Origin of the sequence: Streptomyces spongiae, assembly GCF_009377185.1 — a bacterium.
Lineage (GTDB): Bacteria > Actinomycetota > Actinomycetes > Streptomycetales > Streptomycetaceae > Streptomyces > Streptomyces spongiae.
Genome location: NZ_VJZC01000294.1, coordinates 1 through 12,226, shown reverse-complemented (window position 1 = coordinate 12,226; position 12,226 = coordinate 1). Strand labels below are relative to the sequence as shown.

Sequence of the window (12,226 nt, the reverse complement as noted above, 5' to 3'; positions counted from 1 at the left end):
CTCCCCACCCGGACATTCCACCGCCCCACACGCCCACTCAGCTCGGTGGCCGTCAGCGGCGGCACATCCACACGCCAGAACGCGGACTCCGGCGCCCCCAGCACCCGCACCACCACACCCCGTACGAGTTCGGGCTCGACGACGGCGACGACCCGGCCGTCGTCGCGCGCGGCCATGTCCAGCCACAGCGCCGCCCGGTCGCACAGAGCCCGCACCGATTCGCCGCCATGCGGCACGGACTCCGGATCGGCCAGCCAACGACCCACCGCCTCGGGCTCGTCCGTGCTCACCTCGGTGAGAGTCGCCCCGCGCCAACGCCCCACGTCCAGACCGGCCAACGCGGGCGCCTCCTCACAAGCCACCCCGAGCGCGGCAGCGGTCTCACGGCAGCGGACCGTGGGGGAGACCCAGGCCCGGTCCGCAGACTTCAGCGTGCCCGCCGCCGCACTCGCCGCCCGCACCCCGGCCGGGTCGAGCGAGCACCCGTCGTCGAAGCGGGCCTCCCGCAGCGCCGCGTTCACCGCGGGTGAGATCAACATCACTCGGCTCGTCATTCGCGCCCTCCCGATGCGGTCACTTTCGCGCCCAATCCCCTTGTCCTGTCCGGGACATGACCATCACACGGCGATGTGACCAGCTCACCCGCACGCCGTGCGCCATCCGTGCGCCCTTGGCCGGAACCTCACTTCGCGGTACCTTCTCGTCGATATTGACGACGGTCGACGGAAGCCGGTGGGAATCCGGCACGGTCGCGCCACTGTAAGCCCAGCGCGATCCGCACCCTCCAAGTGCGGTGAGGGACGGGCAAGTCAGACCCGTGGCCGTCGTCCTGTGCACCACCGAGATGGGACGCGAGTTCCCCCAGGAGGTCCTGCCATGGCGCAGCCCGCCGTCGCTCACCCGACCGTTACCCCCGCCGCCCCCACGGCCGTCCCGGCCAAGCTGCCGATCAGCGCGGTCGCCCCCTGGGCGGTCTTCGTCGGCATCCTGATGCTGGTCCTTCTCTACTTCGTCGGCGCCGAACAGGGCGCCACCTCTCTCGTCTCCGGCGAGGGCGTCCACGAATGGGTGCACGACGCCCGCCACCTGCTCGGCTTCCCCTGCCACTGACAGCGAACGAGGAAGCGTACGAGCCGATGAACTCCGCAACGGTCAGGAACCTCCTGGTGCGCGGCATGCTCGCGGGACTCGCCGCGGGCCTGCTCGCCCTTGTCGTCGCCTACGTCCTGGGCGAACCACGCGTCGACCAGGCGATCGCGTTCGAGGAGGCCCACTCCCACGAACACGGCGGCGAGGAACTCGTCAGCCGCACCCTGCAGTCCACGGCGGGTCTGTCCACCGGCGTCCTCGTGTACGGGGTCGCGTTCGGCGGCATCGCGGCCCTCGCGTACTGCTTCGCGCTGGGCCGGATCGGCCGCTTCGGGCCGCGCGCGAGCGCGCTGCTCCTGGCGGTGGCCGGGCTGGTCGCGGTCTATGTGGTTCCGTTCTTGAAGTACCCCGCCAATCCGCCCGCCGTGGGCAACCCCGACACCCTCGACCAGCGCACCACGCTGTACTTCCTGATGGTCGTGCTCAGCGTGCTGCTGGCCGTCGGGACCGTGATCCTGGGCAAGCGCCTCGCGCCACGCCTGGGCAACTGGAACGCCACCGTCGCGGCGGGCGCGTTCTTCGTCCTCGTCGTCGGCCTGGCGTACGCCTTCCTGCCGTCGTTCAACGAGGCCCCGGCGGACTTCCCGGCCACGCTGCTGTGGCAGTACCGGCTGGCCGCCCTCGCCGTCCAGGTGACCCTGTGGACCGCGTACGGCCTGGTCTTCGGGCTCCTGGCGGAGCGTCTCCTGGCTCCGCACGCGGCGGCCGAGAGCAGGGGAACCGCCACCCAGGCGACTCCCGTCCCGCACTGAGTCGCTGAGCGGTTGAGCGAAGGAAGGCCCCCGGTCGCCGAGCCGGGGGCCTTTCGCATGGACCTGCCTGTCCTTCGTTGTTCCCAATTTCTGGAACACGTTCTACGGTGTGCGCCGTCAGGTCCGGCCTTGGGGAGCCAGGAGGCGCCGTGCATCTGGAATACACGCCCGAGCAGCAGCGGCTGCGCACCGAACTGCGCGCCTACTTCGCCGAGTTGGTCCCGGACAACGCGTACGCCCGGTACGGCGAACCGGCCGCGCAGAAGCGGTTCTACCGCGAGACGATCCGGCGCCTCGGCACGGACGGCTGGCTCGGAGTCGGCTGGCCGGAGGAGTACGGCGGACGCGGGCTGACCCCCATGGAACAGTTCATCTTCTTCGACGAGGCGGCCCAGGCCGGCGTCCCGCTGCCCCTGATGGCCCTCAACACGGTCGGCCCGACGATCATGCAGTTCGGCAGCGAGGAGCAGAAGGCGTACTTCCTGCCGCGCATCCTCTCCGGCGAGATCGACTTCGCGATCGGCTACAGCGAGCCGGAGGCGGGCACGGACCTGGCCGCGCTGAAGACCCGCGCGGTACGGGAGGGCGACGAGTACGTCGTCAACGGGCAGAAGATCTGGACGACGAACGGCGACACCGCGGACTGGGTGTGGCTGGCCGTGCGCACCGACCCGGACGCCCCGCCCCACAAGGGCATCACGATGCTCCTCGTCCCCACCTCCGACCCCGGCTACTCCTGCACCTTGATCAACACCCTCGCCTCCCACGACACCACCGCCAGTTACTACGAGAACATCCGCGTCCCGGTCTCCCGCCGCGTCGGCGAGGAGAACAAGGGCTGGCGGCTGATCACCAACCAGCTCAACCACGAACGCGTGACCCTCGCCGCCCACGGCACCATGGCGATCCGCTCCCTCCACAACGTGCAGCGCTGGGCGATGGAGACGAAGCTCGCCGACGGCCGCCGCGTCATCGACCTGCCCTGGGTGCGCCGCCGCCTCGCCCAGACGCACACGAAGCTCGACGCGATGAAGCTGCTCAACTGGCGGATGGTGAACGCCGTCCAGGAGGGCACCCTCACCCCGCAGGACGCCTCCGCCGTCAAGGTCTACGGCTCCGAGGCACGCCGTGACGCCTACGCCTGGCTCATGGAGGTCGTCGCCACGGCCGGCGCCCTGAAAGAGGGCTCCGCGGGCGCCGTCCTCCACGGCGAACTGGAACGCGGCTACCGCTCGGCCGTGATCTTCACCTTCGGAGGCGGCAACAACGAGATCCAGCGCGAGATCATCTCGTGGATCGGTCTGGGGATGCCGCGGGTGCGACGTTAGCTCGTGTGTGACGAGGATTCTTAGTTGGCACAAAAGAGGGATGGTTGGCATCAAGATCACCGCCACTTCTCAGAGGTGACGGCGCATCACTTCGATGCATCCAGCTCGGGCCGCTTCCGATCGGTCCCGGGGGTACGGGACTCCAAGGTTCATGCCGCTGTCTGTGCCGATCGGTGGCTGCTGCCAGGCGAGGCTCATCCGCACGCCGGCCTCCGCTCGCGCCGTGGCCACGAGGATTGGTTAAGGCCCGCGACGGTTGTGGCCTCGATCTGGAGCCATGCCTGGTGGAAGGCCATTCGTGCCAGCAGACTTGCTGACCTCGTCGCTTCGGCGAAGGTCTTGGCCCGGTGCTCCCTTCGTACGGCCCGTTGGTTGAGGGCGTAGGCCAGGTAGGCGCCGAAAAGGGCGATGAACGGGACGATCAGCCCAGCGGTCCGGGCTCACGTCCAGCTGTGTCCGTCGTTTGTGCCGCCGAGAAGACCTGCACACGTCGCTCCCCGGGATGCCGTGAGGGGCATCCTCTATCAGCCACTGGCCGCCCTGCTCACCGCCGGTGAGCCGCCAGTAGTGTTCGAGGGACAAGTGTGTGCGGACAATCTCGATGAGGTCCAGCAGCCCTTTGGAACTTGTCCACCGCTGCTCTTCCGGGGCGAGCGGATACCAGAGGCAGAGGGCGTCGTCGAACGAGTACCGGTGCTTCGAGGGGGGCTCCGGGCCTGGCGCGGACCCGAGGGAAGTCCTCCGGCTTCTGGCCGTAGGCGGAGTAGGGCGGATCCTCGTAGAACCGGATTCGGACGTCGACCGGGTCGGGTTCGCCTATGACATCGAGTCCGGTGAGCTCGTACGTCAGTGAGTCGCGGCGGTACGTGTGACGGAGGGTGTCACCGAAGTGTCGCCGGGCGTCCCGTTCAAGTGGGGCCCACCAGATGGGCAGGTCCCCGTACCAGGCCGGCATGGCCTCAGGCTCCTAGGCGCGGGTGGGGGTGACGAGTCTGATAGTGAGCCCGAGTCCGGTGGCGACCGTACCGCCCGAGCGGACGGTCCTCGCGAGTCGATCGGCTTCCTCCTGCGTGCCGTCCGCGTCGGGCACGAGTTCTGGGAGGACCGGGTGCAGCACGTGCTGCGCGCTGAACGGGCGTCCGGCCCATGTCGATTTTGTCCGCCGCGTAGGTGAAGAAGCCCTGTAGCGCGTTGATCAGCGGCATGGGCCCGTCGAGGCAGTTGAGGCAGAGGGCCTTGATGTTCCAGAGCGCATGGGCTTGCTGTGGGTGCCGTTCCAGTGCTTCAGAAGCCGGACGGCGCGGGCGAAGACGACGTTGGTGTCGTCGATGGCCTGGAGCACCGTCCGGGTGTGGGTGACAGGGTCGGCACGGTCCCACTGGTACGCGATCTTCGTGTTCGGGATGTACAGCCCACGGCCCGATGGGTGCGGGAGCGCGGTCATCACGCCCGCCGTGAAGTCGGCCTGCCCCGGCGTGACCGGGTCGCCGAACCGGACGAGTACGGCCCGGCGGCGGCCGATGACCTCGATGGTGAGCTTCGGGAATTCGTCGTCGAGGTCCTCGCGGATCGTGTCGCGGACGATCTCCATCAAGGGCAGGGGCTCTTCTTGCCCGGACCGTAGGGCTAGGCGTCCGCCTTATGAGAGCCGGAGGTGAGCCGGGGGTAAGGCGGCCTGGCAGTAGGCGCTGTCGCCCGGGCCGTGGACGCCACCGTTGAAGGTGACCCGGTACGGGCGGTTCGGCGCGAAACGGCGGGCGGTGGTGAAGCCGACCGCGTCCTCGGCGTGCATGCCGTTGAAGACCCAGGCGCTCAGTTGCCGGCGCACACCGTGGTCGGTGCTCAGGTCTGAAGAGGGAAGGGGCGGTGAGGCCCGGCGCGGGACCAAGGCGGTGGACTGCGGCGGTGGATCGCCCTCGACGGCCTCAGCACCTGCCTGAGCGGCGTCACTTTGCAGGAAGGTGAGCCCGCGGCTATCCTCATATTCAACAATGAGACTAGGTGCCTAGTTGGTTAGCGATGGCCGTTGTGCCACGTCTATCAGCAAGCGTTGACGAGAGGCGGTCGGCCCCGTGTCGAGCAGTGGGTATCTGCGCTATGTCGCCCTGGGCGACAGTCATACCGAGGGGCTCGGGGACGGCGACGACATCTGTGGTCTTCGGGGCTGGGCGGACCGGCTCGCCGAGCAGGTCGCCCGCCACAGTCCCGGCCTGCTCTACGCCAACCTCGCGGTGCGCGGCCGTAAGGCCGGTCAGGTGCGCGCCGAGCAGCTGGCTCCGGCTCTCGCGATGCGGCCCGACCTCGCCACCGTGGTGGCTGGGGTCAACGATGCGTTGCGCCCGGGCTGCGACCTCGACGAGGTGGTCGGCCATGTTGAGGCGATGTTCGCCGCCCTCACAGCGCAGGGCGCCACCGTCGCGACCCTCATGTTTCCCGATGTCGGGCGTATCACGCCGTTGGCCCGTCCGATCGGTCGCCGTGTTCTCGCACTCAACGCGCGCATCCGGGAGGCCGCCGACCGCCACGGCGTGGTGGTGGCGGAGACGGCCGCGCACGCGGCGGCGACCGATCCGCGGTTGTGGAGTGCTGACCGGCTGCACGCCGGCCCGCTGGGACACGCGCGCATCGCGGCTGCCGTGGCCCAGGCGCTCGGTCTGCCGGGCAGCGACGACAAGTGGACCCTTCCCCTTCCGGCCGAGGGGACGGACATCTCGGTCTGGAGGACCGTGGGTGCCGAAGTGCGCTGGACCGGCACTTTCCTCGGCCCTTGGGTCGGCCGCCGCCTGCGTGGCCGCTCCTCCGGCGACGGCCGCCAGGCCAAGCGGCCGGTACTGCTTCCGGTGGCCGCTTCCGCTGGGGACACCTCCCCATCGGTGTGATGCTCCGGCTTGCGACGACGTCGTCGGCTCCTGGTGCTGAACTGCTCTTCACCGGACGGGAGCTGGAAATGAGTGACATCCGTCCTTTCGCGTAGTGACGGGCCTCCGCTCTCCCACAGCGGCCTGGGCCTGAGTGCCTCTCCTGCTCGCTCGTCCTCGTCGTCTGCGGCATGCTCGCCGCCAATGTCATCAGCGGCCAGGTGGACCACGCCCTCGGCCACACCCGCAGCGACATGGGCACGCTGCGGATCCACAGCCCGCTACTGTGGGCGACTCGGGTCCAGACCCTGGGCCCTCAGCAGCACGCTCATGCCGGGGATGGCTGTTCATCACGATCTTCTACTTCGCCATGGTGGTACCGACGTCCGGCGCCACGGTCCCCCTCCAGGCACTCCCCGGCTTGCACCGCGCCCTCGGCGAGTTCCAGCCCCTGCGTCAGATCACCGGCGTCGTCCGCTCCATCCTCTACTACGACGCCCAGGGCGACGCCGGACTGCCCCGAGGCTGGGTGATCCTGGGCTTGGGACTCGCGGTCGCGTGCCTCTTCGGCTTCGGCGTGACCCGGTTCTACGACCGCAAGCGACTGCATCGCGATCCCGCCGACAAGGAGCCGCAGCAGGTCCTCGCTCGGACACAGACCGACGACCCCTGAGAGGCCGGGCTGCTCACGACCCTCCAGCTCCTCACTTTGTTGAGTAACCGCGTGGGTGGACCGCCGCAGTCAGCCGTCGGCCCGGAGCGCGGCCGTGCGCTGTTCGAGCCTGCGCAGCGCCATGTCCCCCCACTGGAGGTTCTCCCGCTCGAACGACATCCCGCGCAGCAGGGTGAGATACGGGCCGATGCGCTCGGCCTCGGCGAAGTAGGCCTCCTCGGAGCGCCCGTCGAGCAGGCGCTGCCGGAGCCGCTCGTAGCGGGCCAGCTTGGCGGTGGCCCACTCCATGCGCTCGGTGACGGCGGTCCGGACCGCTTCCATGTCGCCCGCGTCCAGGCACTGCACCTTGACAAGCAACTCGTCCCGGATCACCGCCGGTTTACCCAAGGGCTCGGCGGTGTAGGCGTGGACGGCCTTCCGCCCGGCCTCCGTCAGGGAGAACAGTCGCTTGTTGGGGCGGCGCTTCTGCTCGACGACGCGGGCCGTGACGAGTCCTTCGGCCTCCATGCGATCCAGCTCCCGGTAGAGCTGCTGAGGCGTCGACATCCAGAAGTTGGCGACCGTCGCGTCGAACGCCTTCGCGAGGTCGTACCCGGACGCCTCGCCCTCCAACAGCGCGGCCATCACCGCGTTCCGCAAAGCCATGGATGCACGCTAGCAGACTAATCAACAAGGTGACTAATAGTTACCCTTTTCCTGTAGACAAGCCCTAACGGGCCCTCTAATCTCCAACACACCTATTCATACTTCTGAGTATCAAAGGTGGGCTCATGCATCCCTTCCGCAAGGCCGTCGAGAGCGGCGACCTGGACGCCGTGGCCGCTCTGCTGGCCGACGACGTCGTCTTCACCAGCCCCGTCGCCTTCAAGCCGTACCCGGGCAAGGCGATCACCGCGGCGATCCTGCGCGGCGTGCTCCGGGTCTTCGAGGACTTCACCTACATCCGTGAGATCGCCAATTCCGACGGCCGCGATCACGCCTTCGTCTTCACCGCCACCGTCGCCGGCAAGCAGCTCCAGGGATGCGACTTCCTGCACTTCGACGACGACGGGAAGATCGACGAGTTCACGGTGATGGTGCGCCCGCTCTCCGCCGCCCAGGCACTCGGCGAGGCCATGGGCGCCCAGTTCGAGCAGATCGCCCGAGAGGCCGCCGAACAGTAACCACGACGACGGACTTCGATGCGGTGGTCATCGGCGCGGGGCAACGCCGGACCGACCGCCGCCACCTTCCGACGCTGGGACTGCGAACCTCGTGGCGGAGCGCCACAACGTCCCCGGCGGCTGTGCCACCTCCTTTCGACGAGGCCGCTTCGAGTTCGAGACGGCGCTGCACCAGCTGTCCGGAGTCGGTTCGGAAGTCCAGCCGTACACGCTGCGCGGGCTGTTCGAGAAGCTGGGCGTCGCTGACTCACTGTGGTTCGTCCAGGAGTACGACCTGTATCGCGCCGTGGTACCCGGCCGGCACGATGTGACCCTGCCCGCCGACTGGGCCGGCGCCGTGGACGCCCTGGAGGACGCCTTCCCCAGCAACCGCGCCCGCGTCGAGCGCTTCTTCGCGCTCGCCAGGGATGTGACGGGAGCCATCACGGCACACGACCTCGACGCCCGGATGCTCGCGCAGCCAAGCTTCCAGCGTGTCGGCGGTGCGGTCGGGCAGCACGTCGATCCGCTCATGGGTCTCGGCGTCGACCACCACGCTGGCATAGCGGTGCCGCTGGCGCAGAGCGAAGTCGTCGACGCCGATCACGCGAGGCGTCCGCCCGGTGGGCAACGGGATGCGCAGCAGGGCGCGCAGGGCCGCGTGGCAAGCAGACCCGCCGCGAGTATCGCCAGCAAACGAGATCCCGCCCGGCCCGCCAACTCCTCCACCACAGCCTTGACTTACCTGGTCAGACGGCTGTGCGTCGCTGGGTGGTCGAGAGAACGGTATCCCGGCTGCCGACGCCTCCACCGCCGCTACGAGGGTAAGGCCGAACACTTTCTCGCCTTCGTTGGTATCGCCTAGTAGGTGACCGGGCCACTTGCATTGCCGATCAGAGGATCGCTCGACCAGGGCGAGGTCTCTCCCGCATCCTCGGTGATGTCGCACCACCGCTCAAGGAGCGCGGCGACGTAGGCAGCGATGCGTTCGGACGGAGGCTTCTCAACCTCACCGTCGTCCGTGACGCCCAAGGCCCCGGCGCCGCGCTGGAACGCCGGTTGCTCGACCATTCCCGACGGCTGGTGTCCACGAAGCTGCGCATACTGGCGCGAGCGGTACGGCTTGCTGTCCAGCACAGCTTCTCGCCTCGCAGGAACACGGCGATGTGGCTGCCGCGTTCCTATCAAGGCTGTCGCCGCGGAAGATCTCTGGCCCCGCTATGGCGACACACCCCTCATGACCTGCGCTGTATTAAAGTGCCAACTGTTTCGCTGATTCTGCGGCTCCGGCCGCTGAAGCTACTTGGCATCAGTGCAGGTCGTGAACGTGGCCTGGTGCCAACTAGCGAGCCCGGTCACATCGGTCCGCGACCGACAGTGGCGGGGGAGTGGTGGCGCCACGACCACCTGTGACGCGGAGAAGCTCCAGTTTCCCGGCGCCGTCGCTTCCGGTCGCCGCCGTGTAGGTGACCATGCGCAGGTCGGCGCCGGGGACGATGAGGACGTCGCAGTCGAGCAGGATGTCGCCGATCTCCGGATGCCGGATCGTCTTGCGATCAGTCGTGTGCTGGGCGGCGGACGTCTCCGTGGTCCAGTGACGAGCGAACGCGTCGGACGTTCCTCGCAGTTCCCGCACGAGACGATCGAGCTGGGTGTCCTCGGGATAGCGGGACACGGCGTCCTTGAGGTCGGCGACGATCGACGCGGCGAAGGCGTCCGGTCCGCGCTCGGAGCGGACGGAGAGCATCGAGCCGCGGGCCGGGCCGTTGCCGAAGAGCGCACGGGCGAGATTGCGTTCGGGGGCCGGGACGACGGCCGGATCGCCGAACAGGGCGCTCCACATGGTGTTCCACCACACCAAGGTCCAGTCGGCGGTGAACACGCCGATCGGGAGGTCACCGAGGCGCGCCGCGAGTCGCTGGATGCCCGGGGGCACATGGGCGCTGACGGTTCCGTCCCGCGGCGGCAGGAGCCCGGCGCTTCGGTACAACTGGTCGCGTTCGGCACGGGAGAGCTGAAGGGCTCGGGCGAGGGCGCCGACGATCTGCGGCGAGGGGTTCCTCGCGCGTCCCTGTTCCAGGCGCAGAAGGTAGTCGACCGAGAGCCCGGCCAGCTGAGCGAGCTCCTCGCGGCGCAGTCCCGGGGCGCGACGGCGGTCCGTGACGGTGAAGCCGGCGTCGGCCGGGGAGAGACGGTCGCGCCAGGCGCGCAGGAGTGCGGCGAAGTCGGAGCCGGAGCCGGAGGAAGCCATGGGGTTCATTCTCCCCGCGCGGCGCCGGGCGAGCCTGGGTACTGCCAGTCCTGGTGACGGGGACGGCACTGGTCGGGGGCGGTGCACGCGGTGAGTGTGGAGCCCGTACCCGAGCCGTGCACCATCGGCTGATCCCCGGTGTATCGGTGAATCCAGGTGTATCGGCTGATCCCTGTGTGAGGAGCCTTCCATGAAGCACACCATCGTGATGACGGGTGCGAGCCGCGGGATCGGCCGCGTCGCCGCGGAGCACATCCTGCGCCGGTCGCCCGAGGCGCACCTCCTCGTCGTCGCCCGCGGATCCTCCGGCGCACAGCTCGCCGCGGAACTCTCCACGAGCGGGTACACGGTCTCGCACGTCTCGGCGGACCTCGGCTCGCTGGAGAGCGTCCGCTCGGCCGCCACCGAGATCCGCGACCGGCTCGACGGCGGTGAACTGCCGCCGCTGCGCGGCATCGTGGGCAACGCAGGCGTGCAGTACACGAACGCGCTCACCGAGGGACCCGACGGCTTCGAGTCCACCTTCACGGTCAACGTGCTCGCCAACCACGTGTTCGTGCGCCTGCTCCAGGACCGCTTCGCCGGTGCCGCCCGGATCGTGATCACCGCCAGCGACACCCACTTCGGCGACTTCAAGCACAACCTGGGCATGGTGCCCGGCCCGGCCTGGAAGCGCCCGGACATCCTCGCCCGCACCGGCGCCTTCCCCAAGCCGGACACCGTGGCCGCAGGGCGCACCGCGTACTCGACCAGCAAACTGGCCGCCATCTACCTCGTGCACGAGTACGCGCGCCGCCTGCCGGCCGGGATCGATGTCGTCGCCTACAACCCGGGCTTCGTCCCGGGTACCGGTCTCGCCCGCAACGCGGGACCTGTCTCCCGGTTCGCGATGCGGCACATCCTGCCGGTGGTGTCCCTCACCCCGTTCGCCACCAGCCGCGACACCGCGGGCCGTTATCTCGCCGACGTCGTCCTCGGCACGACCGAGGCGCCGACCGGATCCTACGTCGACCGAGGCCGTGTGGACCGCTCGTCGAAGGAGTCCTACGACCCGCAGCGCGAAGGCAGCCTCTGGGATGCCGCGGAACGGTTCACCGCGGTGTGAGCCGCCAGGTATCACCGCAGGTCAGGGACGCTCACTGGTGTCAACTACCCGGCTCGGTCACACTGACTCCGTGGATGCTGATCGAACAGGTGACCAGGGGTTCTTCGGGCCGGACTCGGTGACCTGGCAGGTGCACGGCGACCCGATGATGTGGATCGCCGGCATCCGCGCGCTGTACCTTCAGGCACTCCACCCGCGCACGGTGCGCGGCGTCATGCAGAACTCCGACTTTCGGCGAGACGCCTGGGGCCGGCTGATGCGGACCGCTAACTTCGTCGGCACGATCACCTACGGCACCGCCGAGGCCGCGGAGCACGCGGGCGCCCGGATACGGAAGATCCACAGCAAGCTGTCGGCGACCGACCCGGACACGGGGGAGAGGTATCCGGTCGACGAGCCCGGCCTGCTGCTGTGGGTGCACTGCGCGGAGATCGACTCCTACCTGAACGTGGCGCGGCGTTCTGGGTTCCCCTTCACGGACGCCGCCGCCGACCGCTACATCGCCGAACACCGCGTCGCCGCCGCACTGGTGGGCCTGGACCCCGACGAGGTCCCGGGCGATCAGGACGAGCTGGCCGCCTACTTCGAGAAGGTGCTGCCGGAGCTGGCCGCCGGGACCGAGGCACGCGAGGTGGACGACTTCCTGCGCACGCCCCCCACGCACCCGTTGCTCGTACCGGCGCGCGCCCTGCTGTGGCGGCGCGTGGCGAACCTGGCGTACGCCGCCCTGCCGCCGTACGCCCACGAGCTGTACGGCAGACAGCCCCCGTCCCCGGCCGTGGTGACCCGGCGCCTGCGCCTCACCGGCACCCTGTTGCGCTGCGTTCCCGCACGTCTACGCTGGCAACTCCCGCCCAAACACATCATCCGCGCGATGCGAAGGCTCGGTCCGGGCTCGCGCCCGGCACCGTACAAAGTCATGCGATAACTCGCCATACTGGACGTGCCAGGGGAGGGCGGGGGCGGAC

At 69.1% G+C, this 12,226-nt stretch carries 15 protein-coding genes, 1 pseudogene and 1 riboswitch; of the genes and pseudogenes, 8 read left to right on the top strand and 8 right to left on the bottom strand.

Annotated features, from left to right (window positions below):
• Window positions 1-554, bottom strand: a 554-nt coding sequence (locus FNH08_RS30730; protein ID WP_152774790.1) for a histidine phosphatase family protein, incomplete at its 3' end; no start/stop codon positions are given.
• A gap of 145 nt (window positions 555-699) precedes the next feature.
• A riboswitch (cobalamin riboswitch) is annotated at window positions 700-840 on the top strand.
• Between the two features lie 36 nt (window positions 841-876).
• On the opposite strand from FNH08_RS30730, the gene FNH08_RS30725 reads away from it, so the two are divergent.
• From FNH08_RS30725 to FNH08_RS30715, 3 genes are all read left to right on the top strand, one after another.
• Window positions 877-1,110, top strand: a complete 234-nt coding sequence (locus tag FNH08_RS30725; RefSeq protein WP_152774789.1) for a CbtB domain-containing protein — start codon at window positions 877-879, stop codon at window positions 1,108-1,110.
• A 26-nt stretch (window positions 1,111-1,136) separates the two neighbouring features.
• Complete coding sequence (locus tag FNH08_RS30720; RefSeq protein ID WP_152774788.1) at window positions 1,137-1,901, top strand: CbtA family protein; 765 nt, start codon at window positions 1,137-1,139, stop codon at window positions 1,899-1,901.
• A gap of 149 nt (window positions 1,902-2,050) precedes the next feature.
• Window positions 2,051-3,229, top strand: coding sequence for an acyl-CoA dehydrogenase family protein (locus FNH08_RS30715; protein WP_322725802.1), 1,179 nt, complete (start codon window positions 2,051-2,053; stop codon window positions 3,227-3,229).
• A gap of 967 nt (window positions 3,230-4,196) precedes the next feature.
• Here the strand turns inward: FNH08_RS30715 and FNH08_RS51005 are convergent.
• The 3 genes from FNH08_RS51005 to FNH08_RS30700 form a co-directional block, all read right to left on the bottom strand.
• Complete coding sequence (locus FNH08_RS51005; RefSeq protein WP_194238669.1) at window positions 4,197-4,346, bottom strand: hypothetical protein; 150 nt, start codon at window positions 4,344-4,346, stop codon at window positions 4,197-4,199.
• A 78-nt stretch (window positions 4,347-4,424) separates the two neighbouring features.
• Window positions 4,425-4,820, bottom strand: a complete 396-nt coding sequence (locus FNH08_RS30705) for a hypothetical protein (RefSeq protein ID WP_152774787.1) — start codon at window positions 4,818-4,820, stop codon at window positions 4,425-4,427.
• Between the two features lie 48 nt (window positions 4,821-4,868).
• A complete protein-coding gene (locus FNH08_RS30700; protein ID WP_152774786.1) occupies window positions 4,869-5,057 on the bottom strand; it encodes a hypothetical protein in 189 nt (62 codons plus the stop codon).
• Between the two features lie 244 nt (window positions 5,058-5,301).
• Here FNH08_RS30700 and FNH08_RS30695 point away from each other — a divergent pair, with 244 nt between their 5' ends.
• Both FNH08_RS30695 and FNH08_RS30690 read left to right on the top strand, forming a co-directional pair.
• Window positions 5,302-6,108: an SGNH/GDSL hydrolase family protein gene (locus tag FNH08_RS30695; protein WP_322725801.1), complete on the top strand. Its 807-nt coding sequence runs from the start codon at window positions 5,302-5,304 to the stop codon at window positions 6,106-6,108.
• A gap of 349 nt (window positions 6,109-6,457) precedes the next feature.
• Complete coding sequence (locus tag FNH08_RS30690) at window positions 6,458-6,760, top strand: ABC transporter permease (protein ID WP_152774785.1); 303 nt, start codon at window positions 6,458-6,460, stop codon at window positions 6,758-6,760.
• Window positions 6,761-6,829: 69 nt separating this feature from the next.
• Here FNH08_RS30690 and FNH08_RS30685 read toward each other — a convergent pair whose 3' ends face one another.
• Entirely contained in the window at window positions 6,830-7,405 is a 576-nt protein-coding gene (locus FNH08_RS30685; protein ID WP_152774784.1) for a PadR family transcriptional regulator, read from the bottom strand.
• 125 nt (window positions 7,406-7,530) lie between these two features.
• Here FNH08_RS30685 and FNH08_RS30680 point away from each other — a divergent pair, with 125 nt between their 5' ends.
• Window positions 7,531-7,923, top strand: a complete 393-nt coding sequence (locus FNH08_RS30680; RefSeq protein WP_152774783.1) for a nuclear transport factor 2 family protein — start codon at window positions 7,531-7,533, stop codon at window positions 7,921-7,923.
• A 415-nt stretch (window positions 7,924-8,338) separates the two neighbouring features.
• Here the strand turns inward: FNH08_RS30680 and FNH08_RS30670 are convergent.
• The 3 genes and pseudogenes from FNH08_RS30670 to FNH08_RS30660 form a co-directional block, all read right to left on the bottom strand.
• Window positions 8,339-8,643, bottom strand: a pseudogene (locus FNH08_RS30670) (transposase); the annotation flags it as partial.
• A 120-nt stretch (window positions 8,644-8,763) separates the two neighbouring features.
• On the bottom strand, window positions 8,764-9,039 hold the full coding sequence (locus FNH08_RS30665; protein WP_152774782.1) for a hypothetical protein: 276 nt from the start codon (window positions 9,037-9,039) through the stop codon (window positions 8,764-8,766).
• A 205-nt stretch (window positions 9,040-9,244) separates the two neighbouring features.
• Window positions 9,245-10,153: a helix-turn-helix transcriptional regulator gene (locus FNH08_RS30660; RefSeq protein ID WP_152774781.1), complete on the bottom strand. Its 909-nt coding sequence runs from the start codon at window positions 10,151-10,153 to the stop codon at window positions 9,245-9,247.
• A 190-nt stretch (window positions 10,154-10,343) separates the two neighbouring features.
• Here FNH08_RS30660 and FNH08_RS30655 point away from each other — a divergent pair, with 190 nt between their 5' ends.
• Both FNH08_RS30655 and FNH08_RS30650 read left to right on the top strand, forming a co-directional pair.
• Entirely contained in the window at window positions 10,344-11,258 is a 915-nt protein-coding gene (locus FNH08_RS30655; protein WP_152774780.1) for an SDR family NAD(P)-dependent oxidoreductase, read from the top strand.
• A 70-nt stretch (window positions 11,259-11,328) separates the two neighbouring features.
• Window positions 11,329-12,186, top strand: coding sequence for an oxygenase MpaB family protein (locus FNH08_RS30650; RefSeq protein ID WP_322725800.1), 858 nt, complete (start codon window positions 11,329-11,331; stop codon window positions 12,184-12,186).
• The last annotated feature ends 40 nt before the right edge of the window (window positions 12,187-12,226 follow it).